The organism is Microcoleus sp. B3-D7, assembly GCF_036705305.1.
GTDB lineage: Bacteria > Cyanobacteriota > Cyanobacteriia > Cyanobacteriales > Microcoleaceae > Microcoleus.
In genome coordinates this window covers 64,516-90,439 of the sequence record NZ_JAUBUE010000018.1, presented here as the reverse complement: position 1 = coordinate 90,439, position 25,924 = coordinate 64,516, and the positions used below count along the sequence as shown (strand labels likewise).

22 protein-coding genes are annotated in these 25,924 nt (G+C 45.0%); 15 read left to right on the top strand and 7 right to left on the bottom strand.

Annotation, left to right across the window (positions count from 1 at the left end):
* Positions 1-40: 40 nt before the first annotated feature.
* Both QUB25_RS14685 and QUB25_RS14680 read left to right on the top strand, forming a co-directional pair.
* Positions 41-646 (top strand): VWA domain-containing protein, encoded by a 606-nt coding sequence (locus QUB25_RS14685; protein WP_333183905.1) that lies wholly within the window; start codon positions 41-43, stop codon positions 644-646.
* 72 nt (positions 647-718) lie between these two features.
* A complete protein-coding gene (locus QUB25_RS14680; protein WP_333183904.1) occupies positions 719-1,204 on the top strand; it encodes a salt stress protein, Slr1339 family in 486 nt (161 codons plus the stop codon).
* Positions 1,205-1,445: 241 nt separating this feature from the next.
* Here QUB25_RS14680 and QUB25_RS14675 read toward each other — a convergent pair whose 3' ends face one another.
* From QUB25_RS14675 to QUB25_RS14660, 4 genes are all read right to left on the bottom strand, one after another.
* Positions 1,446-1,985 (bottom strand): dCMP deaminase family protein, encoded by a 540-nt coding sequence (locus tag QUB25_RS14675; protein WP_333039601.1) that lies wholly within the window; start codon positions 1,983-1,985, stop codon positions 1,446-1,448.
* Positions 1,982-3,511 carry a thymidylate synthase gene (locus tag QUB25_RS14670; protein WP_333183903.1) on the bottom strand — a complete coding sequence of 510 codons (1,530 nt, stop codon included), beginning with the start codon at positions 3,509-3,511 and terminating at the stop codon, positions 1,982-1,984. Before QUB25_RS14670 ends, QUB25_RS14675 begins: the two co-directional genes overlap by 4 nt.
* A gap of 98 nt (positions 3,512-3,609) precedes the next feature.
* Complete coding sequence (locus tag QUB25_RS14665; protein WP_333183902.1) at positions 3,610-4,941, bottom strand: response regulator; 1,332 nt, start codon at positions 4,939-4,941, stop codon at positions 3,610-3,612.
* Entirely contained in the window at positions 4,934-7,804 is a 2,871-nt protein-coding gene (locus QUB25_RS14660; RefSeq protein WP_333183901.1) for an ATP-binding protein, read from the bottom strand. Before QUB25_RS14660 ends, QUB25_RS14665 begins: the two co-directional genes overlap by 8 nt.
* Positions 7,805-8,021: 217 nt before the next feature.
* Here QUB25_RS14660 and QUB25_RS14655 point away from each other — a divergent pair, with 217 nt between their 5' ends.
* From QUB25_RS14655 to dtd, 5 genes are all read left to right on the top strand, one after another.
* Positions 8,022-8,192 carry a hypothetical protein gene (locus QUB25_RS14655; protein ID WP_333183900.1) on the top strand — a complete coding sequence of 57 codons (171 nt, stop codon included), beginning with the start codon at positions 8,022-8,024 and terminating at the stop codon, positions 8,190-8,192.
* 342 nt (positions 8,193-8,534) lie between these two features.
* Complete coding sequence (locus tag QUB25_RS29815; RefSeq protein ID WP_445251949.1) at positions 8,535-8,714, top strand: transposase; 180 nt, start codon at positions 8,535-8,537, stop codon at positions 8,712-8,714.
* A 346-nt stretch (positions 8,715-9,060) separates the two neighbouring features.
* The gene (locus QUB25_RS14645; RefSeq protein WP_333059796.1) at positions 9,061-9,261 is read left to right on the top strand and encodes a hypothetical protein; all 201 of its coding nucleotides are present in this window, start codon (positions 9,061-9,063) and stop codon (positions 9,259-9,261) included.
* A gap of 396 nt (positions 9,262-9,657) precedes the next feature.
* A complete protein-coding gene (locus QUB25_RS14640; protein WP_333183899.1) occupies positions 9,658-10,797 on the top strand; it encodes a GTP-binding protein in 1,140 nt (379 codons plus the stop codon).
* An 880-nt stretch (positions 10,798-11,677) separates the two neighbouring features.
* Positions 11,678-12,133 carry a D-aminoacyl-tRNA deacylase gene (dtd, locus tag QUB25_RS14635; protein ID WP_333039589.1) on the top strand — a complete coding sequence of 152 codons (456 nt, stop codon included), beginning with the start codon at positions 11,678-11,680 and terminating at the stop codon, positions 12,131-12,133.
* 107 nt (positions 12,134-12,240) lie between these two features.
* On the opposite strand, the gene QUB25_RS14630 is transcribed toward dtd, so the two are convergent.
* Entirely contained in the window at positions 12,241-12,609 is a 369-nt protein-coding gene (locus tag QUB25_RS14630; protein WP_333183898.1) for a hypothetical protein, read from the bottom strand.
* A gap of 43 nt (positions 12,610-12,652) precedes the next feature.
* On the opposite strand from QUB25_RS14630, the gene QUB25_RS14625 reads away from it, so the two are divergent.
* From QUB25_RS14625 to QUB25_RS14615, 3 genes are all read left to right on the top strand, one after another.
* On the top strand, positions 12,653-13,891 hold the full coding sequence (locus QUB25_RS14625) for a HetZ-related protein (RefSeq protein ID WP_333183897.1): 1,239 nt from the start codon (positions 12,653-12,655) through the stop codon (positions 13,889-13,891).
* A gap of 674 nt (positions 13,892-14,565) precedes the next feature.
* On the top strand, positions 14,566-15,477 hold the full coding sequence (locus QUB25_RS14620; RefSeq protein ID WP_333183896.1) for a DUF2382 domain-containing protein: 912 nt from the start codon (positions 14,566-14,568) through the stop codon (positions 15,475-15,477).
* Between the two features lie 165 nt (positions 15,478-15,642).
* Positions 15,643-15,861, top strand: a complete 219-nt coding sequence (locus tag QUB25_RS14615) for a hypothetical protein (protein ID WP_333183895.1) — start codon at positions 15,643-15,645, stop codon at positions 15,859-15,861.
* 184 nt (positions 15,862-16,045) lie between these two features.
* Here QUB25_RS14615 and QUB25_RS14610 read toward each other — a convergent pair whose 3' ends face one another.
* Positions 16,046-17,014: a TIGR03885 family FMN-dependent LLM class oxidoreductase gene (locus QUB25_RS14610; protein ID WP_333183894.1), complete on the bottom strand. Its 969-nt coding sequence runs from the start codon at positions 17,012-17,014 to the stop codon at positions 16,046-16,048.
* A gap of 201 nt (positions 17,015-17,215) precedes the next feature.
* Positions 17,216-18,067, bottom strand: coding sequence for a DUF1206 domain-containing protein (locus tag QUB25_RS14605; protein ID WP_333183893.1), 852 nt, complete (start codon positions 18,065-18,067; stop codon positions 17,216-17,218).
* 1,069 nt (positions 18,068-19,136) lie between these two features.
* Here QUB25_RS14605 and QUB25_RS14600 point away from each other — a divergent pair.
* The 5 genes from QUB25_RS14600 to QUB25_RS14580 all read left to right on the top strand — a co-directional run bounded on the left by QUB25_RS14600 (position 19,137) and on the right by QUB25_RS14580 (position 25,872).
* Positions 19,137-19,382, top strand: coding sequence for a hypothetical protein (locus QUB25_RS14600; RefSeq protein ID WP_333183892.1), 246 nt, complete (start codon positions 19,137-19,139; stop codon positions 19,380-19,382).
* A 334-nt stretch (positions 19,383-19,716) separates the two neighbouring features.
* Positions 19,717-20,295, top strand: a complete 579-nt coding sequence (locus QUB25_RS14595) for a DUF3611 family protein (protein WP_333183891.1) — start codon at positions 19,717-19,719, stop codon at positions 20,293-20,295.
* 443 nt (positions 20,296-20,738) lie between these two features.
* Positions 20,739-22,370: an alpha-amylase family protein gene (locus QUB25_RS14590; RefSeq protein WP_333183890.1), complete on the top strand. Its 1,632-nt coding sequence runs from the start codon at positions 20,739-20,741 to the stop codon at positions 22,368-22,370.
* A 153-nt stretch (positions 22,371-22,523) separates the two neighbouring features.
* Positions 22,524-23,285: a ZIP family zinc transporter gene (locus QUB25_RS14585; RefSeq protein WP_333183889.1), complete on the top strand. Its 762-nt coding sequence runs from the start codon at positions 22,524-22,526 to the stop codon at positions 23,283-23,285.
* 169 nt (positions 23,286-23,454) lie between these two features.
* On the top strand, positions 23,455-25,872 hold the full coding sequence (locus tag QUB25_RS14580) for a bifunctional serine/threonine-protein kinase/ABC transporter substrate-binding protein (RefSeq protein ID WP_333183888.1): 2,418 nt from the start codon (positions 23,455-23,457) through the stop codon (positions 25,870-25,872).
* The last annotated feature ends 52 nt before the right edge of the window (positions 25,873-25,924 follow it).

Genomic DNA, 25,924 nt, shown 5'->3' with positions numbered 1-25,924 from the left:
TGATATTTTGGGGAAAAACTTAATTAACAGGAAAAATCTTATGCTTCAGAACCGCGATTATACGATCATTATTGACAAAAGCGGCAGTATGTACACAAAAGACCAGATGGGCGGTAAAAGTCGGTGGGCGCTCATGCAAGAATCGACGATCGCATTGGCGAATAAATGCGAAGAACTTGATCCTGATGGCATAACAGTTTATGTGTTTTCCGGTCGCTTCAAGCGCTACGACAACGTAACATCAGCTAAAGTAGTGCAAATTTTCCAAGAAAACGAACCTTCGGGAACTACGAATTTAGGTGCTGTTCTGCAAGACGCTCTGAACAGTTATTTTCAGCGCAAAGCATCCGGTAAGACCAAGCTAAATGGGGAAACAATATTAGTGGTGACGGACGGGGAACCGGACGATCGCAAAGAAGTGATGAAAACTATTATAGAGGCTTCCCGGAAGCTCGATCGAGATGAAGAGTTGGCGATTTCTTTCATTCAAGTAGGGAATGCGCCGGAAGCTACTAAGTTTCTCAAGATATTGGATGACGAACTGCAAAGCGCCGGGGCTAAATTCGATATCGTTGATACTGTCACGATGGATGATATTGAAGGAATGACCCTGACAGAGGTATTGCTGAATGCAATAACTGATTAAGGAGGCGGGCGAAGTTTCCGTGATTATATTGGGGCCAGTTAGCCCAGCAGCATTTTTTAGGGGGTTTAAGTTATGGAATCGATCGAGCGCCTGTTAGGTGAACTGAAGGCAGAGTATCAAGCATCTCAGAAAATTGCTGAGTTGAAAAGTCAGGCGCCGGCGCAAGCACAAGCGCCGTCAAATGCAACATTTAAAACATCAGATATAAATTTGTATGCTAGTCCTTTGGATAAGGATTTAGCTCAAATTAAGGCTGAGTACGAATTGCCAAATAAAGCTCAGGAAGTCGCTTCACTGCAACCGCTTAAGGTTGAGCACGAATTGCCAAATAAAGCTCAGGAAGTCGCTTCACTGCAACCGCAACCTGCAGAAAAAGTCGCGGAACCACAGTTGGACGTACAAACGCACAGACAGAAAGTTAGGCAAGCTCAGGTTTGGCTGAAAAAGTTGGATAAGAATTCCGATGAGGGATATTGGTTCGATCAGTTTGCTTTTAAGTATTCTTCGAGGATAGATGCCGCGATAGACTATTTGCAAGCAGTGAATGAGTTTGATTGATTGAACTACACGGTCTTCACAATTTTTAATGAAGTTTTTTGGTTGATTGCTATCTCTATTTGTTGTAAGGACACGGCAGTGCTGTGTCTTTACAAAGCGTAAAATACCGATCATTTGTATTACGCGGGATTTAGGACATGGCAGTGCCGTATCCCTGCAAATTGCCAGAAAATAAAAATCATTTATAGGAACACAGCACAGTTATTTCCTGTGGCTGCCACAACCACGGGAAGGATTGCTCCTATACTAAATTTTTGGACACAGATGTAGGATGCAATAAAAACAAAGCCGCCTTTTTTGCTGTATCTTCAGATAGCTGAATTTGTTTTAACTCAACAATACCTTCACTGATAAAAGTATCTCTCAAAGCAGCTTTTTCTCCGCTGTTAAAAGTCGTTTCGTAAAACACTTCTCTAATTCCAGCCGCAATAACTAATTTCAAACAATAGATGCAGGGTTCTAAAGTGACGTAAATACTAGCCCCAGCAGTAGATATACCGTGTTTAGCAGCTTTGGCGATCGCATTTGCTTCCGCGTGAACCGCCCTTGAGGGCAAAGTTTTGCTGGCGTCGCAACTACTCAAACCAGGATAGCAGAAGCCTTGAGTAGTACAGTGTGCCGAACCTGACGGCGAACCGTTGTAACCCGTTGCTAAAACTTGCCTGTTTTTAGTTATCACCGCGCCTACAGGAAAAGCCAGACAAGTCGATCGAGTAGCGGCCAATTTTGCTAACATTAAGAAGTATTCGTCCCAATTCGGTCTTTCTTCTTCTAGATTCATTTTCTATCCTGAATGTATTGGTTGCTGGTTTTCAGACACTCGGCCGCCTTTTGCAATTCTATTCCCAAATAACCAATATGCTCGGGTTGGATGGCAGGGGAAGCCGCACAAATTTCTCGCACTAACTTGAGAGGGTTTTTTCCAGAATAACAGGTGACAACTTCGCCGCTGCCCGGGGTGGTTTGCGTGACAACTATTTGATTGTCGGCTACTTCAACTAAAAAATTGCCTGCTGCATCGAAAAAGTCTCGATCTTCGCAGATTTTAGCATATTGGGTTTGAATGAGTCGATCGGCATTTTCAAAGGTATCGTCATACAAGTGAGCAGATTGACTCAGCGTTACCAACGGGCCCATCGTCAAATTATAATCGGAACGCCTCGCAATTTCATCTCGAATGTGCTGCTGCAAAGCCCGCAAACCCATTGCATTTGCCGGCCAAGCCGCAAACATATCGTTACTGCGGAGAGTTGCGGTTAGCGATATTTCACCGTCCACAACTCGCACCCAAATGTGATTTAAACAAGGACTGCCACTGTGCTGGTGGTCGGATGAACCGTCAGGTCTTCTGTTAACATTTCCGCCCGCATCCCACAGACTAATTACAGCACTTGCGGCGTCAATTTCCTTAATTAGTTTGGCAATAACTTCTTCAATTTGATCTCGTCCAAACCACGACCGCATCCGCTGTGCGTAGGTATATTTAATGCCTTCGCTATATGGGGCATCTTCCAGCATTTGCGGTTTGTACTGTTCGAGGAAATCACGGTCTATTGGTAAGTAATTCGGTTCGGGAAAATAGAACTCCGCAGGTTCATCTGTAATCACTGCCATTAAGTCGATTAATTCTTGCCACTGTCCGTCGTAACCAGTCGGTCGTAAGGTGCCGGTGGTCTTAATTCGGTGGATAATTTTTACCCAAGTTTCGGCGATAGTTTTGCCTTCGATTCTGTGTCCGTATTTCTGACCGGGAAGCACAGTCGGGACGATTTCAACTAATGGAAAAGTTAGGGTTTCTCCCCAAGGTTCAACCACTGCTTTTTCGGAAAAAGACTTTACAAAAGTCACTGTTTCTGCTATATTTATTGCTTCTTTCCATTCGATTGAATGACGCAAGAGTTCTAAGGCTTCTGCTGATATTTCAATATCAATGTAGCCAAATATTGAAGATTTAATTAACCAGCAATCTCTACCAGTATCGCTTTTGCCGGCTTCAAAGCCGTTGCGAAAAAAGTCGATCAAGCACGCTGCAGCACCGGAGTTGCGGTCTTCTTTGGTAGCGTTGAGAATTACTAAAAAGCGGACGTGGGGATTGCACAGCAAGTTTCTAATTAAGAAGTTGATGCCGCGAGTAGGAGAGTATAGTTGTCCGATGACAGCAAATTCGTTGGGTTGTAATTTTTTGCCGATCGCACTTTTTACTGTCCAGCCACTGACAATGGCTGTTTGCCCCGTTCCGCAAATTAATTGATTTGGCTTGTATAGGGGTTTGTACTCAAATTTATTGACGAGATTTGTGGCTGTCATGGTTTACCGTTTTTTGCACCGCGTACTACTATATCAATAGTTTGGATGGTTTGAAGGGGCACTATCAATCATCTTTATGCCACCGCTGCAAGGATTTGTTATGCTGCGTCAACGCAAATCTTTGCCTGAATGTCTTTTACCGCGATCGCCTTCAGCGGAATTGAAATCACAAACTCTGTACCTTCACCTAAAGTTGAGTTGACTTCTAAAGTTCCAGAGTGTTTCTGGACTACGATTTGATGAGCGATCGCCAATCCTAGGCCTGTTCCTTGCCCCACGCCTTTAGTGGTAAACAGATGCTCAAAGATTTTTGGCTTCACCGCATCCGTCATCCCAATCCCATTATCCTGAATTCGGATCACTACCTGAGATTCCGACAATTGGGTTTTGACAGTAATCTGGTTGGGTTTGGCTTTGATCTGAGCAAAACTGCGTCCTTGATTTGATTCCTCAAGCGCATCGATCGCATTTGCCAGCACATTCATAAATACCTGATTCAACTGTCCGGCAAAGCATTCTACCTCTGGCAGATCGCCATAGTCTGTGATGACTTGAATTTCCGGGCGACATTCGTTGGCTTTGAGGCGATGCTTGAGAATCAACAGCGTGCTGTCAATGCCGTCGTGGATATTGCAAGTAATTGGGAGTTCGCAATCCGAACGCGAGAAGGTTCTTAAACTGGTGCTGATTGTGCGAATGCGATCGACTCCTTCTTGCATCGAATCGATTAATTTGGGTAGATCCTCTTGTAAGTATTCCAAGTCTATTTCCTCCACGAATGACTGAAGCGTGGTACTTGGATAAGGGATTTCTTTTTGGTAGAGAGCGATCAGTTTAAAGAGGTCTTTAATATAGTCCTGAGCAGGATTCAGATTGCCCGCAATAAAGCCAAGCGGGTTATTAATCTCGTGCGCGACACCCGCCACTAAATTGCCCAAAGCAGACATCTTTTCGGTGTGGACTAAGTGACACTGAGACTGTTGCAGTTGTGTGAAGGCTGCTTCTAAATCAGCCGTTTGCTCAGCTACACGCTGTTCGAGATTTTTCGTTAACTGCCGTAGCTGCAAATGAGTTTTTACCCGTGCTAGCATCTCCTTTTCTTGAAAGGGTTTGGTGATGTAGTCCACAGCACCCAAGTCAAATCCTTTCTCCTTACTATCGGCATCGGAGACAGCGGTCATAAAAATGATCGGAATGCTGGCTGTCCTGGGATCTGCCTTCAGACGTTGGCAGGTTTCAAAGCCGTCAATTCCTGGCATTTGAACATCGAGCAAGATCAGATCGGGAGGATAAACTTGGACTCGCTTAAGAGCGCGATCGCCGTTGATTGCGGTTGCTACTTCATACCCCGCATCACTTAAGGTTTCACAAACCACTTCTAAGTTTGCAGGGGTATCATCCACCACCAGAATTAATTGAGGACTAGACATCGGCTTTTTTCTCTGTGAGGTGTTGTTGTAGCAACTCTTCAATTTCTTCGTCTTTAAATTGCTTGGCAAGCGGAAGAATTTGTGATGCAAAATCAGCGTAGCGAGGGTTAGAGTGAGCAAGATGCTCTGTGTGTTCTCGTAGCCGTTTTAAGTTGCCTTGCTGTGCCAGTTGTAGTAACGCCCTTAACTCTAAAGTCGAAGGAATAATCCCTTCAGGCTTATCTAATGCAGTCGTTAGAGTGGATGGCCCAGAGTCGTTTGAGGCTGTCATTTCATATTTCCACTTTAATTCCAAATGAGTGGCTAAGAGGTTAAATAATTCACTGACTTCCACTGGCTTGGCCAGGAAATCATTTCCCCCTGCATCTAAACTCATCTGTTGATAGGCTTGTGATACTGATGCAGAAGAGACAATGATCTTCTGGTGTTGCAACTCATTTGCACTGCGAACCTGTTTGAGCAGTTCAAAGCCATCCATGACTGGCATTGCCAAGTCTGTAATCACTAAGTCAGGTTGAGACTGTCGTATTTTTTCCAATCCTTCTTGTCCATTTTCTGCCTCAGTAAGTTGGAATCCTAGTGGATATAACAAGTTGACGAGAACGGCTCGGTTTTCCCAACGATCGTCTACAACAAGAATGCTGCGTCGTTGTCCTTCGTAACCAATAATTTGTTTTCCAGTTGTGAGGGAGTTTTGCTCGGCCCAATCAGTGACGATCGCCATTTCCACCTCAAAAAAGAACTCACTACCGACTCCGGGTTGGCTCTTAACTTGGATTTTTCCGTTCATAAGTTGGACAATCCTTTGGCTGATCGCGAGTCCTAAACCCGTACCCTCGACTTGGCGCTGGCGATCGCCCACTTGTTCAAAAGCCTGAAAAATTTTATCCAAATGATCGGGCGCAATTCCTACGCCCGTATCCTCAACTTGAAATTTGAAAGAGTGAGTGGACGGATTGGGATGATTCTCAACTACGGCAACCTTGAGCGTGACACAACCTTTGTCGGTGAATTTAATCGCATTTCCCACCAAGTTGAGTAACACCTGACGCAGCCGTTTTTCATCGGCAAAAATCCCTTCAGGCAACTGCGGATCGGGCTGGTAAACGAAGTTAATGCCTTTTTGGTCGGCACGAATGCCGCAGATTTCAGCGACACCTTGGAGGAATGAGGGAAAGTGAATCCCTTTAGGTGTGAGTTCTAATTTGCCGGCTTCAATTTTGGACAAGTCCAACACATCGTTAATCAGGGTCAGCAAATGAGAACCACACTGGTGAATGATTTCTACCCCATGACGTTCTTTCGCTGGCAATGCGCTGCTGCGGTTGAGGATTTGAGCATAGCCCAAAATACCGTTGAGAGGAGTGCGAAGTTCGTGGCTCATGTTGGCGAGAAATTCGCTTTTTGCTTTGTTGGCATTGTCTGCAGCTTCCTTTGCATACTTGAGTTCGGCGGTGCGTTTTTCAACTCGCTGTTCAAGCTGCTGGTTAGTTTGCTCTAGGGCGGTGAAGGAATCGCGCAACTGCTGCGCCATTCGGTTAAAGGATTGAGCAAGTACACCCAGTTCTTTAACGCCAGAGGTTTCGACGTTTTGGTCGAGTTTTCCTTCGGCGATCGCTTCCGATGCGTGACTGAGCAGCAAAATGGGTCGAGCAATCCAGCGCGAGGTGTAGATACCCAAAACGGTTGCCAGTCCTAATGCGCCTAAACACAGCCAAATCGTGTTGACTGTATTGGCATTAATTCGTCCCATGAAATCTGATTCCGGCATGGCGACGACTACGAGCCAGTCCAATCCCCATTCGTCCTGCCAGGGAGTTACTTGAACAAACTCCCGCTCACCCTGGATCTCAAAGTCTAGGCGCTGGATGGTTTGAATGGTTTTCAGATCGCCGAAGCGATCGCCGAGATACTTGGACGTGGCTTGAATTAGGGCGTCCTTACTCTCAAAGCCCCGCAGTCGCTGAGGTTTGCCGTTGGTCACTGAAAACACCGGCGCATCGCTAGAGCTGGCAACGATTAATCCGTTGCGCTCCAGAATGAATACCTTGCTGGATTGACTAACCTTAATTTCACGTAAAAAGTCACTAATTTGCGAAAGGCGTTGCTCGACCCCCACGCTGCCGATCAACTGACCATTCTTGTCATAGATGGGGCGACTCGTGGCGATCGACAAGGGGTAGTTATTAGTCTCCCATTGATAGATCTCGCTCCACCCTGGCTTGCCCGTCTCGACACCTTTGGCGTACCAGCCTTCTTTCTGGAACTGATACGCTTTGGTGATTTCAAACATTTTAGTTGGCTTGCTTTGGTCATTTGTAATGTAGTTGTACAAATCTGGATTGCCGTACCGCTTCGGTAGCACCAGGCTAATGTCAGGATTGCCATGGTTCGGAATGGTTGACTCGCGGTAATATCCCGAGGCAATAAAGTCCCCCGTTTTAGACCCGTACAGGATATAGCCAACTTTGTAGGTTTTTACCTGCTTTGCAAAGAATTGAGCCAGGCGATCGGCATCCTGTAAGTTCAGCAATCCCAGGTCAATTTGCTCGCCGTTGATTTGCGTCAAATAGCGGGTTGCAGCGGCATAGCTGTCGAGGTGCTGATCCACACGGTTACTCACCTCTGTTTGTAAGTTAGTCGCTAGTTCATTCACTGCTTTTTGTCCATTTCGCAGTGACAGATACCCTGTTAATCCTACGGCAGCGAAGATTTGCAGGATGAATGGAACAACCAGACCGGTTCGCAGGGGAACCTTACTAAAGCCTTTAGCAGCACCAATTGTGGACTTCGACAGCATAGCGTTCAGAACAGTAAAGATAGGGTACAGGCCTGAGAGTTCCCAAACTTGGTTTATAGGCACCAGATTTTATCTGCAATAAACAGGAAAAATATCGGCTTCGGTTGGACTTCTAAAAAAGCATTGCGGTTCAAGTTTTATAGCGTCAAATCCCGCACCACTTGGTAGCGGAAATCGACACCAACACTAACAATTGATGTCCTACCTCCAACGACCAGTCGCATTAGCAAGTTGCGAGTCACTTTCTCTTTTTCACGGAGAGCAACAATGGCTGAGTTAGATGTGGCGTTGGTTGGTGGAGTGGCAGGGAGGCTGTTATCACCTCGGATCTGTTAGCAGACTGTTGTATTTAGTAGATCGGGCGATCGTTCTGACTCAAATTTCAAGGCGATCGCACACACTCCACCAAAAATATCTCAACCCCATTACAATCGAAGACTACCGCTTATAGAATCAACTTGACATCTTTTGGGCGAGGGGAGCATCTCATATTTGTAAAAACACTTCTTCTGGCTCCTTCTTCCTCTTTCCTCCTGCCTCCTGCCTCCAATGGCTCCTTCTTTCTTCCTCTTTCCTCGCAGCCTCGCGCCTGACAGTCTGTGGCCTCCAAACTCCAATTTCTAGCTTGGCTGCAAAAGTGGGATGCTCCCGGGGCGATCGAGTAAAATTGACAAAAAGAGGTAAATTTAATCAGATTGGGGTTTAAAATGGGTTATTCCAGCGATGTCAGCAACAAAGAGTGGGAAATTATTGAGCCATTACTGTTCCAAAAGAAGAAAACCCAACCTCCGGTGTGGACTTGCGTGGCAAATCCTTTTCGGGGATATTTTATCAACTCAAGAACGGTTGTAATTGGTCAGACTTTCCCAGAGCTATACCACAATATTCTACTGTCTTCTGGCATTACCCAAATTGGTGTGAGGACTGTGTACTTGATCGGATTATGACCGACTTACATAGTAAGGTGCGCTAACAAGTCAAAAAAAACCGCAGTGGACAACCCTAATAATGATTGACTCACTTATGCGAGAAAAACACGCTTCTACGCTAGTGAGGAGTCTAAAGGGTTTTGTTTATACAAATGCACCGTTTAGCATCAAAAGACATATAGCTGTCGATATACTTGGCTTTCCCTTCTTTACCCACTGTACCAAAGCTAGCTTATCTGATAATCTGCAAGCTGATTGAAATTTTTTCCCAAAACATCGATTACTTCAAATCTAAACCTGCCGAACTTCCCAAAACTACCCTCTTGTTAGACAACGGGTACCACCCTGAGAAACGCAACTGTTGCCTTGGAGGAGATTTATCCTCAGATTATGGCTAAGATTAAATTTGAACTCGCAGCCGCGCCATCAAAAGCCGAAAAGTACGCTAAACGGCAATCTGAATTTGTGCCCTCGGCGGCTAGATGGGGGAAGAGAACGTTCCAACGCTTGGGTGGAAAGATGCAAAAGCTGGCGTCAAAAACTTTGATCGCACACTCGCTCGTTCAAATGCCAAACTCAAGCTTTGCTTGATCAGACTGATGCTTAGAAGACTAGCCACCGCGTAAAAAGATCTCAAATGGGTTCTATAGATTAGCGGGATTTGCCGATGGCACTGAGCTTGAGTCTGTCCCAAATTTGTCGCTGCTGAGTTTACCGGGAAAACTGGTTGCAGGCAAACTGCCACAGGTACTCTAAACAAAAAAATTATCAAAAAAATAAAAAAGTGCGATCGACCGCGTTAGCAATTGCCGATAATTAGCGGCGCACTTATTTTGCACTCTCGGGCTGATTGCCGGTTGATGCGTAGATACCATGCCACCAAACCCAACATTTCTCCGAGAAACTGGGTTTACGAGGCCTTGTCCTAATTAAGATACAATAAGAACCACAAAGAAATTGCGATCGACATTATTTGACAGTCAAGCTATGCAATCTACAACTCAGTCCGAGACAGAACTGGCGATGGACGCTCCCAAACACGGATTGCCCGTTACAATCATTACAGGATTTCTCGGCAGCGGCAAAACAACCCTGCTCAACCACATCCTGACCAATCAGCAGGGTTTGAAAACAGCAGTTTTGGTAAATGAATTTGGCGAAATCGGCATCGACAACGAACTGATTGTCACCACCGACGACAACATGGTTGAGCTGAACAACGGCTGCATCTGCTGCACAATTAATGAAGATTTAGTTAATGCAGTTTACAAAGTTCTGGAACGTCAAGAAAATCTCGATTATCTGGTAGTCGAAACAACCGGACTCGCCGACCCGCTGCCAGTAGCGATGACTTTTTTAGGCACAGAACTGCGCGACCTAACTCGTCTCGATTCGATAGTGACAGTAGTAGACGCAGCTAACTACAGCTTAGATTTGTTCAACTCTCAAGCAGCTTACAGTCAAATAGCTTACGGCGATATAATTATCCTCAACAAAACAGATTTGGTTGAAGAAGCAGATTTAGATTTGTTAGAAGTTAAGATTCGCGATGTCAAAGAAGGTGCTCGAATTTTGCGAACAGTAAAATCGCAAGTTCCCCTGCCGCTAGTCCTCAGCGTCGGATTGTTTGAATCCGACAAATATTTCCAATCTGAAAAAACTGCTAGCAGTCACGACCATCACGACCATCACGACCATCACGACCATCACGACCATCACGACCATCACGACCATCACGACCATCACGACCACAGCCATCACGACCACAGCCATCACGACCATCACGACCACTCCGACCATTTAGAAAATGACGGATTTACCTCAATTTCTTTCCAAAGCGACAAGCCGTTTTCTCTGAGAAAATTTCAATATTTCTTAGACAAACAACTGCCAACAAATGTGTTTCGCGCGAAAGGAATTATGTGGTTTGAAGAAAGTCCGAAACGGCATATTTTTCACTTGAGCGGCAAGCGATTTACGATGGACGATGATGAGTGGAAAGGTGAGCGGAAGAACCAGCTTGTTCTCATCGGTCAGGGTTTGGATACCGAGAATTTGCGCTCGCAACTCGAAAACTGTCTTTGTATGCCTTCAACCAGTCGCGGTAAAGGTTTTGGGAAGAACTAACAGTAAAATATTCTTTTCACCTAAACCAAAGAGCGTCGCGGTCTAATTGTTTTCGCGATCGCGAACTGGAGATGGATGGGGACAATGAAGGGCGATCGCCCTCTAAGAAAAAGAGTGCCCTCCAAGAAAAAGAGCGCCCTCGAATAAAAAGAGCGATCGACCTATTTTATTGTTGCTAACAAAAACAGAGCAGCACACTTATACTATCCGCCGATCTCAAAAGCACGATCGCCAGTGCTTTCAAAGGTGCAGAGTTGCGTTGGTTTTACGTAATCTCTGCACCTTTATGCTGTTCCCACCACCTCTCACCACTCCTACTTCCCACAAGCAGGGCAATAGTTGGCAAACTCAACGAGGTCTGGGAGTTTCCCGTGACAGTCTCACGTTCCTTGTTTTCGGCTAAGCTATTACAACAAGCTTGCAAGGAGACGGGCTATGAGCAATCGGCGGCTAAAAAAGAATTCGTGATTGTATTTCGCTCTTTTTATTACGACTCCAAAGGAATTTTTGGTGTTTTTGGGTAAAAATTCAAGATGACATTTTTCTTTTTTTTGCTAATTGTTTGTTAGCCCTTCTCAAATTGATTGGTTACGCTGCCTTGTTTTTGGGTTTGATTTTAATGCTGGGTCATTTCTGTCTAGTTGACATACACATTAGCCGTGCGCGCATAACCCTCCAATCTCAGTGTCCTGAACCAGTGATCGAGCCTAAGCCTGCTGTGTCATTTAAGACTCAGGCGGGTCAACTATAAACTTGCCTTTGAAGCCCCCACGCTTAATCTAAGATTTAGTGGTGAGTGGCTGACAATTTCATTTTCATCGCGACACGGCGATGGCGTTGCTGTTCAAATAATCCTAAGACGCTACCAAAAAGCAAGTCAATGCGAGTCATCATCCAGCGAGTAAAATCATCTCAAGTCGAAATAGAAGGTCAAATTGTCGGCAAAATTGGCCGCGGGCTTAACTTGCTTGTAGGTATTGCAGACACCGACACCGAAGAAGAACTCGATTGGATGGCTCGCAAATGCCTGGAACTGCGTTTGTTTCCCGACTCTGCCGGGGATACCGGGCGCTGGGACAAGTCCGTACAAGACATCGGCGGCGAGTTGCTGGTTGTGAGTCAGTTTACGCTCTACGGGGACTGCCGCAAAGGTCGGCGACCTTCCTTTGACAGAGCAGCGGCTCCTGGAAGAGCGGAAATTTTTTATGATAAATTTGTCGAAAAGTTGCGCCAGAGCGGCTTAAAAGTCGAAACAGGCTTGTTTGGAGCGATGATGCAAGTCTCGATCGAGAATGACGGGCCGGTGACTTTGGTATTAGAGAAAGAATCAGGGTGAATTGTTTGCCAACAAAGCTCTCTTTGCTTCTTTCTTATTCCTTCTTCCTTCTTGGATAAGATCAAATTTCCAGATTAACCGGGTTTCCGAATTACTGTGCCGTAGCTTCAGAATACATTGCAGTTAGCTACACTCTGCCGAGTCTCGATTCCACAATCTATAACGGCCAAAACCGCCTCAAATAGCCAGTTATTAGATTGTCCACTCAGCGGCCTGGCAGCACCCTCAATTTTCCTCGCGCTCGCCCACCCAAATAACAGCTCAGAATGCTTGTACAGTAAGGCTTTAACGGCAATAAAATCAATCTTCCACAGCCAGCGCTTAGAATCAGATTCAGCAGCCAAAAACTGTTGCATGAGAGAGTGGAACACTGGCATCACTGCGGTTATCTCTACTTCCGTAACATTCAATGTATAGAGAGTTGAATCAGCACAGCAAGCGAAACCGCCAGCAACTGCCACCTCACTCTCTGACAAATGTCCTCGCACACCCGCTGTGCCCTACCACCCGATAAACGCCATGACTCTCAAAACTGCCACCAACACCGTCAACTGCAACACCGCTTCTGACATCAACAGCATTCCGGCTGCATCCAGCGAACAAACCGCCGAAATCAATTCTCTTCCAAGCATCGATATCCTCGCTTTGGCTAACTTCGCCCTCAAAGAATTGCAAGCGGAAATGAAAACTTCCAGCCGCAGCGCTCAAGCAGTGGCGATGCGGATTGCTAAGGAAGTCGAACGGATTTGCCAAAAAAGCGATCGCATCCAAATTTCCGGCGAAGTTGAAGCTTGGCAAATCACCTTGGCCGAGCACCGGTTGCAAAAAACCCTGCAATACTACCGCCTCGGTTCCAAACAAGGCCGCGTCGAACTGCACTCTCACCTCGCGGCCATGATTTACCGCCATGTTGCTTCTTTCCGCTCGAACTTGAACTTCCAAGCTCGCTACAACATGATTGAAGACTTTTTGCAAGGCTTTTACATCGAATCTCTGCGAGCTTTCCGCCGCGAACACCAACTCGATGTCACCTACCAGCCCAGAACACAGCTAGAATTGGCTGAGTACATGGCTTTTACCGAACACTACGCGAAGCGCCAAATCGGTTTACCCGGCCGCAACCGCCAACGCCTGATCGTGTTGCGCGCTCAAGGATTTGCCAAGGGCCAGCCTCCCGAAACTGCGATCGACATTGAAATGGCTGTAGAATCCGGCAAGGGAGAAGAAGCAGAAATGTACAGCCGCTCTCCGGCGCTGCAACAAGTGCGCGAGCAAATGGTATCGGAAACTGTCGATCCGGCTGATGCTGTGCTGCGCGATCGAGTAGTCTCGGAATTGATCGCCTATCTGGAATCGCAAAATCAGCCAGAATGCGTGAATTACTTAACTTTAAAATTGCAAGACCTTTCGGCTTCGGAAATTGACCGCGTGCTCGGTTTGTCTTCCCGCCAGCGCGACTACTTGCAACAGCGGTTTAAGTACCACGTCGAAAAATTTGCCCGCACTCAAAATTGGAAACTTGTCCACGAATGGCTGGGTGCTGATGTCGATCAAAAGCTGGGAATGACTTCGGAGAAATGGGAAGCATTTCGCGCTCAACTTGCGCCCGAAATGCAGCAACTGTTAGAAATGAAGCGGAATCAAGAAAGCGACAAGGCGATCGCCACGGCGCTCAAATGCACTCCCAAACAAGTCCAAAAACGCTGGGCGCAACTGTTGGAGCTGGCTAGCCAGACTCGCAACAGCAGCCAAGCTTAACTGGTACTCAAATATGAATGCAACTGTTTTCTTGAGACTGGAAAATGCGATCGGGTGCGGCACCTGCACAGGACTGCCCGCCCCGGCGTCCGCTCTCAAATCAACAAGCGCTGCTACTAAATTATCGCCGCTTTTTGGCAAAATCAATTTATTAAAACAACATTACTTTTTTGAATATCTTTCGTTCCCTGGTTATGCCGGGGAATTTGTTTTTATTAATCATTAGTCATGAGTCATCAGTCATCTTTTAGGAGAAATTGCTTGCTTAAGATGCTGCATTGCCTATATTCATAATAATATTTAAACATAGGGAGTATCCTAACAAAGGCAAAGTTGTTCAAATGTGTTTCACCAATATATCCCCCATAAAATTTTATTTTTAAAGTAATAAATTATGTAGATATTTTTTATCCGTTCATGTAACGTATCACCATCTAATTTATAAGTGTATTTTTTATACAAATAGTTAAATACCTCTTGTGAAACTTGAGCGTGCAGAATTATATCAAAAATGACAAGTCATCTATCCAAAGACATAAAAAATTTAAAATAAAATAAATATACTCATCCTACTATTCTGTTTCACTTAATCCTTCATAAGAAGGAAGCATCAAATTTAAGCTCTATCTAAAATGGGGTCATAAGTTGATATAGATAGAAAGGGCAGGACTGGTATGTTACTTTACAAAATTGAAGATTTTAATCCCGACTACCGCGAAGCTGCTTTTAATGGCGAAGATATCAAAGGTCTGGATATCTATGCTAGAAATACAGATGAGAAGATTGGCTCCATCGATACCGCGCTAGTTGATGAGACAGGACGTTTCCGATATTTTGTTGTTGACACGGGTTTCTGGATATTTGGCAAGAAGGTATTAGTTCCAGTTGCTCTTTGTCGAGTGGATGTTGATGCAGAGCGCATCTACGCGACGGGTTTGAGCAGTCAAGACCAAGCAGAAAGACTACCCAGGTACGAGGATGGAATGGTGGTGGATTACGATTATGAAGAACAAGTTCGGGGTGTTTATCGTACTCTAACTGTAGAAGCGTCTGCACCTGTAGAAGCATCATTGCCTTTAGAAACCTCATTGCCTGTACAAGCATCTCCACCAGTTTCTATGCCGCGCTCTGTCTCTAACCAAGCTAGGGCTGCTGGTTATGATCGCAACACCTACACTTACGAACAAGAGCCTCAATTGTATCAGATGAACGAGCGCGAACATCACAAATTCCGACTCTACGAAGAACGACTGGTTGCAGAAAAAAGCCGTCACAAAACTGGCGAGGTAGCAATTGGCAAGCGAGTTGAAACCGAAACGGCACGGGTTTCAATTCCCACAGAAAAAGAGCGAGTGGTAATTGAGAGTATAACTCCAGAAAAGGCAGGTGCGCCAGTAACTCGGGATACTCCCTTCAAGCAGGAAAAGGTGATGCGTATGGAAGTTTACGAAGAAACTGCTGATATCAAAAAAGAAACTTTTGTGCGCGAAGAAGTTAACATCAGGAAAGAAGTTGAAACGGAGATTGTTGAGGCAAGGGAAACACTGCGTCGTGAAGAGTTGGACGTGAAGACTGAAGGGCGTTAGAGTGCGAATGAATTGAACAAGGGTTTGTATTTGCGCTGTCTTCCACCAAATATGCGTTGAAGCGCAAATACGAACCTACAAAATTACTACACTTACAAAAAAAGAGGATCATTAGAATGTCTAATTGCTGGCGTTTGCCGCTAATTAAGTCCAGCATTTTTAGCTTTGTCGTTTAGCATCTATGCGACCAGTTTTTTAGTAAAATCTGAGCCAGTTGCAGCTCAACAGACATTTGATATCGTTCTTGCCTTCAAAGATGCTGGCATCGGCTTGCGCGATCGTGATGTGCGAATGCTGATGCCGCGCCATCCCGATAAGTGGCGAACCGCATTGGATTTGGGAGATAGCGATCGCACTCAGGATTCTGACAATCCTAGTCGGTAAGTCATATCGATTCCAGTTGCACCGTCGGTGATAGTTGACTGTTGACTATGAGTCAAAAAACTGAAAATAGCGCCCTATATTTGTTGGCAGCTTGTATTCGAGTTTACGCCCGACGATGAAGCGCGGATTTGATATCATTCCGGCGCTGCCGGAATGATATCAGTAGCATCATCATAATTACGACTCAACTTTTTGTCAGCGCTGGCACTACTTTTTCGCCAAACACCTCAATAAACTGCTCTTGTTCTCGGTTAACGTTGTGCAAAATTAGTTCATCAAACCCCAATTCAATATCTTTTTGCAACCACTCAATATGCTGCTCTTGGTCTGCCGAGATACGGACGTGTTGATATAACTCCTCTGGTTGCACAAACTCCCCGGCGGCATCAAATTGATCTGGTGTTATCAGTTCTGTCAACATTTTGCTCTTGAAGATGTTACTACGCCATTGCTCATGAGCGCCTTGTAGTGCTTTCTCTGCATTACTGTCATAGGAAAGCTGCACTTTCAAAATCATTGGTTTCCCTTCTCCGCCACCGCGACGAAAGGCATCAACGACTTTTTTTAACTTTTCAGGTGGGCGAGAAGTAGTAATTAATCCATCTGCCCAACTGCCCAACCATTCTGCGGTTTCTGGGGTAACTGCGGCGCCGATAATTAATGGGAGAATTTCCGGGCGGGTATAGAGTTTTGCATCTTCTACGCACACTAAACCGCGATGGGTGACGGTTTCTCCGGCCCAAAGGGCGCGGATAATATCGACACATTCTTTGAGGCGCGCGTTGCGATCGCTCTTAGTAGGCCACTTATGCCCAGTAATATGTTCGTTCAACGCTTGACCGCTGCCAACCGTAAGCCAAAAACGATTTGGAAACATTTCTGCCAACGTTGCCGCAGCTTGGGCAATAATAGCCGGATGATACCGCTGTCCGGGAGCGCAAACAACTCGATAGGAAAGCGTTGGCGTTGCTTGCATTGCTGCACCCAACCAAGACCAAGCAAAACCGCTTTGTCCTTGCGCTTCACTCCAGGGATGAAAGTGATCGGAAGAAAGGGCATGGGTAAAGCCAGCTTGTTCTGCCATTTGGACATATTTCAACAGTTCGCTGGGCTTAAACTGTTCGTGGGAAGCGTGATAACCAATTGGTGCCATAAGTTTTTAGGAGTTTTGAGTTGACTAGGGGCCGTACATCCTTACCCGCCCTGAGTTTTGAGTTAAAATATCCAGACTTAAAAGCAGGTGATTGAATCAGGAGGCCTAGTAAAAGTTTTGAGTTTTGAGTTAGATAAGTTTTGAATTCACCCAAAATAATCTTGAACTCAAAATTCATAACTTTCTGTCTAAGGGTTAAGCTTATGAGTGGAAAATTCGCCGATAGCGAGCTTCAATTACCGAGTAGATGCCATAGGCAATTAAACCCAAAGGTACTAGAGCCAAAATCACTGGACTAAAAGGTTGTTGTGCCAGAATTTCCAACACCTCGCCCAATCCCTTCGTTTGACTGGCATCCGAGAGCCTTGCTGCTTGAATGAAGAAAAAACCGATTATAACGAAAACAACTCCACGGGCAGCAATTCCAAATCGACCCAACCGTGTCGCCCACTTTTGCTCGGTTGGACTCATTTCATCTAGCTTGAAATGGCGGCGAAATTTGGCTTTATATGCTTCGTAGAAATAAGAAAAGCCTACACCAATAACAATTGATCCCGCCAATCCTACCAGCCATTGTCCAAACGGTTGCGCTAAAATTTGGGCTGTCAAATCTTCGGTTGTATTGCTATTACTACGGCCCGAACCCATTATCAGTTTTACAGCCGTTAAAGCCAAACCTGCGTAAGCTAAAGCACTTAAGGCGTAGCCAATGCGTTGGGCAATTCGCTTGGCATCCATTTTCTGTCCTTGGTGTTCTGGGTCGAGAATTGTCTGAACGATACGCCAAAGGGCATAACCAATAATGCCAATCGTTACCAGAAATAGTAGAAATTTACCGAACGGTTGGTTAACAATTTCTGATAATGCACCGCTAGTATCGGTTGTCCTGCCACCCATACTAAAGGCTGCTTGTGCTGCTAGAAAACCGACAATAAAGTAAACTAAGCCTTTGGAAGCATATCCCAATCTTGCCAGTCGCTCAAACCAGGGATGAGAAGCTGTCTGTCCAATTGAGTCTTTAATACTGTCGGTGGGTGAGTTGTGGCGTTTCATATTTTTTATACTTTAGTTGTTAACGACTGCTGGTCTAGGCATATGGTGAATTCCTTTCCTGTTAACTGACTTTTTAAACAATAAATTTGTATTATTTATTAATTCAATAGTTACCTTGTTGAGAGATTTTTTTCATCTGTCTTGAGCGGGAGTTTCAGATGTTGATGGATTGATGAATTTCCTATTTATTACCCTTGACAAATCTAGCTTTATGGGCTATGAGATAGCTTCCCTGATGGAGCAGTCTGCCAGCAGTATAGTATATCCTTGAGGGAAAATTATTTCACAAAATTTTTAATAACAATTAGAATTGGGGGCGCTAAAAATAAGCCCACAAAATTCAATAATAATCTGAATACTGTCTAGAGTTTCAGGGGTAATTGGGAAGCAAAGATACCTGCTTTTTTATAATGATATGGCTGACAAAATTTCCTGCTGCAAATTGTTTGATTAGGAAATATAGCAACAACACCTCGCCTGCTTTCCAAGGCGAATCTAATAAAGGCAGCCGTGCTGAAATTACGCTTAAAAATTCGCCTATATAGGGAATGAAAGCGAATATAAATGCCACAATACAGTTAACAAAAAACCGTGTCCCTTGCTAAGCAAACAAATTAATAATGCTCGTAATATAGCAAGCATAAATCATTGGTGAATTTATTACTAACTCCCCTTACTAAGAGGAGGGTTGGGGTGGGTAAAAAAAATATGACTTCTGCAAGGATTGCTATAGCACTAAAACTCATGCTTTATGCAATGCCTGCCAACCAACCCATTAAACCCTCTTCGCATTTTGAGATAATTTCATCGGCTCGCTGAGGTAAAAAGCGATAAAAAGGTTGATATTTGCGTTGCGGTATGGCATCAAATTTACCAGAACTATGGTCAAAAATATAACTAATAAGCTATGGATAATCAGGGTTAGATAGTAGGAATACAACAGATAAATAGGCGAATTGGTTCACCTAAAAATAGTTTAAATTTGTTGGGTTAAATGGTCAATACTGGGAATGGGGTCAAAAATTTGTCCGGGTAATCTTGCTTGCAACCAATAGCACCCAACTCGCATATGAATAGTTGGGAATCTGCAATAACTGCCCTAACTAGCTTATGGACGTTGCAAGAATGGATGCGCCCCAGTGCGGGAGTTGGGAATCAAGCATCTATCGCCAATAGTCCGATCGCACTTAACTCAAAGCTGTATCATAAATTTTTCCTCAATCATCTTCCATCAGGTGGATATTTTCTTATGGCATCAGACAGATGGCAAGGTTGGGCTAGTTTGATTAAATGGTATGTAGAAGCAAGATTTTGAAATGGTGAACAAAGACAATAGACGTTTTGCCTAAGTCGATTTTTAAGACTCTAAATTCCCATTGTCGCAAGAAGTTGATTGTTCAGAACCGGGAGGATTTTAGGAAAATCAAATCAACCACAACGGCAGTGTCCGTGTTGAGTTCAACCTTTTATTTACCGGAAATTGCCGAATTCGGTTCTCAAACATCCGGCATCCTGTCCTGCCGTTAACTGACTTTTCAGGAAAATTCTAATAGCTAACCACAAGGCGATCGCTTGCGACAGGAAGACAAGCAGAACCTATTTCTTACGTCGTTTGCTTTGATGCTCAATTCAGCAATAAGGTGTATATAATGAATCAACTTAATCAACCAGAACCCTTGTCGCAACCGCTGACCCAAAGCGAATTCGTCGCAACTTTTCGCTTGTTTAGTAGATTTAGCTTCTGGATACAGTTATTCTTTGGTGCTGTTTCCGGCATTGTTTTATTATTTGCTATGTTGGGTCGCAACATGGGCGATCAAACCAATAATAATGCAGGTATTGGGTTCGGCATATTTTTAGCGATAGTTGGTCTTTTATTGCTGTGCTTTAGAATTTTTTGGGATTTTCGCTATAGGCTTTTAGGGCGACTTTTGCACGCCGAAAATTCCCAGGTATATCCCAGCAAAGAACATATTACTCACACCTTACGGATTGGATTAGTTTCTAGTTTGGTGGGGGTATTAATCGCTTTTGTCGCTTCAGAAGAAACAGTTGCTGTAGTCCTAGCAAAAACTCTTAGTCAGCCCCAAGCGATGGCAGCTTATGCGCCAGAAAACGTGATTCGTTCCCTAGATATTTTTGTGACGATGGCAAACGTCAATCTGGTTGGCGCTCACTTTTTTGGAGCTGTTACTTCTCTTGGGTTACTCAATTGGGTAGAAGAGTAGTTGGCAGCATGGGCGATCGCTAAAGGAAAACACAACTCCTATGCCGTCAGGACTTACGAGCGCTGACCAATTTAACTAAGGTTTATGCTGGTGTACTGTCTTGGCGAAAGAGAGCGAAGACAGTGCAGCTACAAGCTAAACAAGTTGGCTATTTGGATGAACATCTAATCGGAAATTGGTTGGTAGCGATCGCTCCTGCTAATGGTGGTCAGCCCGATCGACCATTTTGTAATAAAAAAAACCTAACTTATTTATTATATTGATAAATATTTAATCTATTATATCTATTATATTGATATATTTTTAATTGGGAAAAACAGAACTTATACTCATATTCCGAAGAATGAGCTATACCCGTGGCATTCAGATTCCTAAATGATCTAGTGACCGGGTGTGTGAACAAAACAATGTTACACAGTTTCTATATTAAGAAATTTACTGCAATGAAAGACCTTTGGTATAAAAACGCAATTGTCTACTCCCTCGATGTTGAAACTTTTATGGACTCTGACGGCGATGGTGTAGGCGACTTTCAGGGACTTATCAACCGCCTAGACTATTTATCCGCGCTAGGAATTACTTGTTTGTGGTTGCTGCCGTTTTATCCTTCCCCTAACCGCGACAATGGTTACGACGTGATGGATTACTACAACATTGATCCGCGACTGGGAACCCTGGGAGATTTTGTCGAGTTCATGCACCAAGCAAGGGAACGAGGCATTCGCGTGCTGATCGATCTGGTAGTAAATCATACGTCCAATCAGCATCCTTGGTTTGTGGCAGCCAAAAGCGATAAAAACTCCAAGTATCGCGATTACTATGTGTGGTCAGAAAATCCACCCAAAACTGATCCAGAATTGCTGGTGTTTCCCGATGCCGAGGACAGTATTTGGGAGTATGACGAACAAGCAAACGCTTACTATTTGCATCACTTCTATAAAGAACAGCCAGATTTGAATATTGCCAATCCGGCGGTACGAGAAGAAATATGCAAAATTATGGGTTTTTGGTTAGAACTGGGGGTGTCTGGATTTCGCATTGATGCTGTTCCCTTTTTAATTAAAGGAATTGGCATCGAAGGTGCAGACCCCGAAAGCCTGCGAGGTTTCTTGGAAGAAATGAGAGAGTTTGTCTCATCGCGTCAGGGTGATGCTGTGTTGCTGGCAGAAGCAAATGTCGATCGCGAGCAAATTCCTATCTACTTTGATAAGGGCGACAGAATGCACATCCTGTTCAACTTTTTGCTGAACCAGCATCTGTTTTTGGCCCTGGCGCGTCAAGAATCCACAGCGCTGCGCGAGGGACTAAAAACCTTACCGGATATTCCTGCTATTTGTCAGTGGCTTAATTTTGTGCGCCACCATGATGAACTGACGCTAGACCGCATTACTTCATCGGAACGAGAGGAAATTTTTGCAGCGTTTGCCCCTGATAAAACTATGCAAATTTTCGGGCGCGGGATTCGTCGTCGCTTACCACCGATGATGGCAGGCGATCGCCGCCGCATTGAACTGGTCTACAGCTTGCTTTTCACCCTGCCTGGTACACCCATGCTGCGCTATGGCGAAGAAATTGGCATGGGCGACGACCTTTCGCTGGAAGGTCGAGACAGCGTTCGCACCGTGATGCAATGGTCAGATGCAGCTAATGGTGGCTTCTCGACGGCTGCAACTGATACTCTTGCCAGACCTACGATCGCCCACGGAGAATACGGTTACAAACAAGTCAATGTCGTCGCAGCGCAGCGCGATCCTGCCTCATTAATTAACTGGATGGAACGTGCAATCAGCATCCGCAAGCAATGTCCTGAGTGGGGTAGGGGCAAGTGGCACATTCTCGAAACCGACTCTCCCTCGGTGTTAGCCCACTGCTGCGACTGGCAAGGCAGGACGGTGATTGCTGTGCACAATTTAGCCGACAAACCTTGTACCGCTACGCTGAAATCTCACGAATACACCCCTCTGTTCGATTTATTTGGCGATCGCCTGTATGAATCTCTCGGTGCGGACTCGCCCTCTATTCCCTTAGAACCCTACGGCTATCGCTGGTTTCGAGTCAATCGAATCCTGGGGTAAAAAAGTTAATGTTGATGGGAACACTAGCGACTCTAACTATTAGGAATTTACTTCGCTGATTAGGTAAACAACGCGGTTTATGGCCCCCATCCGTAAGTCCTATATATAATTTTTAGGCGGGGATAAAAAAATTTTTCCTTTGAGGTGCGGCTGATGTTTCCAGTGTGGTTGCAGGCAGGATTTTGGGGTTTACTAGGGGGGTCGGCATTGCTACTGGGAGCGGCGGTGGGTTACTTTGTCAGCATTCCCCAGCGCGCGATCGCGACAATTATGGCTTTTGGCGCTGGTGTGCTGATTTCAGCGCTATCCTTTGAACTGATGGATGAAGCTTATAAGCGCGGCGGTTTCGACTCTACAGCGATCGGCTTTTTGGGGGGCGCTACTGTCTACACAGCCGCCAATTGGTTTTTGAGTCAACAGGGAGCAAAACACCGCAAGCGATCGGGCGCATTGCACCCAGCTAAAACAGAGTCAGGCGATGGCGGATTAGCCATCGCCCTCGGCGCGCTGTTAGATGGAATACCGGAGTCGATCGTCGTTGGTGTCAGCATGATTTCTGGAGGCGGTGTTAGTTGGGTGACAGTAGCAGCAATTTTTCTTTCCAACATTCCCGAAGGGCTCTCCAGCGCCGCCGGTATGAAAAAAGCAGGGAGATCGATGGGTTACGTTTTTGGAGTTTGGGGCGCGATCGCAGTTATTTCCGGTATCGCATCATTGTTAGGATATACGGTTTTCAGTGGCTTTTCTGCGGAAGTAATAGCCGCTACTACCGCAGTAGCAGCCGGGGGTATTTTAGCCATGATCTCAGATACTATGATTCCCGAAGCATTCGAGGAAACTCACGATTTTGCTGGACTAATTACTGTCTGCGGTTTTTTAGCTGCTTTTGTACTCAGTAAATTAGCCGAAAGATAATTGATAATTAGCCATGGTGATCACTAAAGTAATGTAGAATTGCTGACACTTATAGTGTTTTTGATATAGACACATACGAATTTAATATGTTGCCAAGCTGTATCTGACAGGGAAAAAGCTTATAATCAACCTTAAAGACCGCAGCCACTCAAGAGGTGTTGAAAAATTTATGTGTCTCGAATCAGGGTATATCCTGCACGAAAGCTACCAAATTATCGCTTTGTTGGGACAGGGAGGGTTTGCTAGAACCTACACGGCTGCACAAATAAACCAACCTAATAATCCTCTGTGCGTCGTTAAAGAAATTCCTTTTCCCTCATCGAACGATCCGCGCGTCTTGGAGAGGGCAAGGAAGCGATTTGAAAGGGAGGCTAGCGCTTTGCGCCGTCTCGGCAACAACTCGCGCATTCCCGAATTATTCGATAGCTTTGAAAAAAAAGACCATTTTTATTTAGTGCAAGAATACGTTAAAGGACATCCGCTTAGTCAAGAACTCATTGCGGGCGATCAGTGGAATGAGCAACAAACTGTTGCTTTGTTGCGGGAAGTTCTGGAAATATTAACATCAGTCCACCAAGAAAATATTATTCACCGCGATATTACACCTTTTAACTTAATTCGGCGCAAAACTGATCAAAAAATTGTTTTAATTGATTTTGGGGCCGTCAAAGAAATCGGCACTTTTACCTCTAACTCTACTGGTGAAATATTCAGCTCGCAGGCGATCGGCACCAGGGGTTATATGCCTGCCGAACAACACGATACGCGGTCTCTCCCGCAACCATATAATGATATTTATGCAGTAGGAATCATCGCGATTCAAGCCCTCACCGGGCGGCGTCCCACCAATCTGCCGCAAGACCCCGAAACTGGTGAAATTGTCTGGGATTATTTAACATCTGAACCGGTTAGCAACAAGCTCAAAAATATTTTAACCAAGATGGTGCGTTTCCACTTTCAAGACCGCTACCAATCTGTTGATGAAGTTTTGCAAGACTTGGATTTGTCGATCGTCGCAGGGCCCCAAGTACCCAAAACTTCGCGGAAGTTGCGATCGCGCTTTCGCTGGCTGCTGTTCGGCGTTGCGGGGATTGCAGCTTTTGGGGCGATCGTATTTTTAATCCCCAGAATTTCCCCGCTAATCTCGATAATTTCCCCGCCGGGAAAAACGCTGCCTACACCATCCGCCGATGGTGTAAGTTCCGGCGAAAAACTCTTAGTGCAAACCTCCGCCCTGTGGTCAAAACAAAGGGGAATCAATGAGTTTGCCGACTCAAATTATCCCGAATCTTTAAAATTGCTCAAACAGTCCTGGCGGGAAGACCGCAGAGATCCAGAAACTTTAATTTACATCAACAATGCTTTGCTGAAGGCAATAAAGGCAGAATATTACACGATCGCAATTGTTGTCCCTATCCGCCGCAATCAGGACGGCAGCATCCTCAACGCAAATTTAGCCGAAGAACTGCTCCGTGGCATTGCTCAAGCTCAAACCGAAGTTAATTTAGGTCTTCTGGCTGCAAATGAGAACAATAAAGATTTTCCCGGTCAAGGCTTTCTCGAACCAAAAGCTATTAGGAAAAAAGGTCTGAAAGTCATCATTGCTGATGATGGCAATATCAAATCCTATGCCGTTCAAAGGGCTAATTATCTGGTCGCTCAGCCCGATATTCTAGCAGTCATCGGACACTACACCAGCGACATGACTGTGGAAACAGTAGATATTTACAATCAAAATCAACTAATCGCCATTTCTCCGGGAAGCACCACAGAAGAACTGACGCGAAAACCTCGAAAATTTTTCTTTCGGACGGCTCCGACAACTAGCCTAGAAGCTGAAGCTTTAGTAAATCAACTGTTATTGGTCGATGAGAAAAAAGCCGCAGTATTTTACAATCCCAACAGTCCGTTCAGCGCTTCTTTGTGGGAAGAATTCAAAAAGCAATTTGAAGCAAAAGGAGGCTCAACTTTTAGGCTAAGTAATTATTACGATTTATCTAAAAATAATTTTAACGCCGAAGCAGCCATCCAAAAAGTTGAGAAGACCGGAAGAACAGCCTTACTTGTCATTCCCGACGGTCAAGTCACTAATTCCCTGGAAAATGCGATCGAAATGATAAAAGCTAACGGCGATCGCAATTGGATTGTCGGGCCCTGGACTTTGTACGAGCCGAGAACGCTAGAAGTAGCCAAACAGTTAAAGTCTATTGAAAAACTGGGAATATCCCTGTTTTGGCATCCGCTAGCAAGCTTTGACAAAAAGTTTCCTGTCAACGCGGAAAAATTGTGGGGAGGCCCGGTAAATACTCGATCTGCCTTAACCTACGATGCCGCCCGGACACTGATTAAAGCCCTAGAAATGCAGCCAGAACCTAGCCGCGAAGGAATGCAAAAAACCTTAGCCGATCCAAACTTTAAAGCCGAGGGAGCCACGGGTATAATTGAGTTTGACTCAAAGACTGGAAATCGGAAAAATCCTCCCAAACGAGTAGCGCATATTGTACCCTGTTCTACAGCAATATATGGCGTTACCTTTGTGCCGATCGAATTTCCCACAGCCGCAGCTGCAGGTTTAAAGTGCGATTGAATTGATATCTTGTGCCATTGTCAACAAACCTGTAGAGGGCGGACAGGATGCC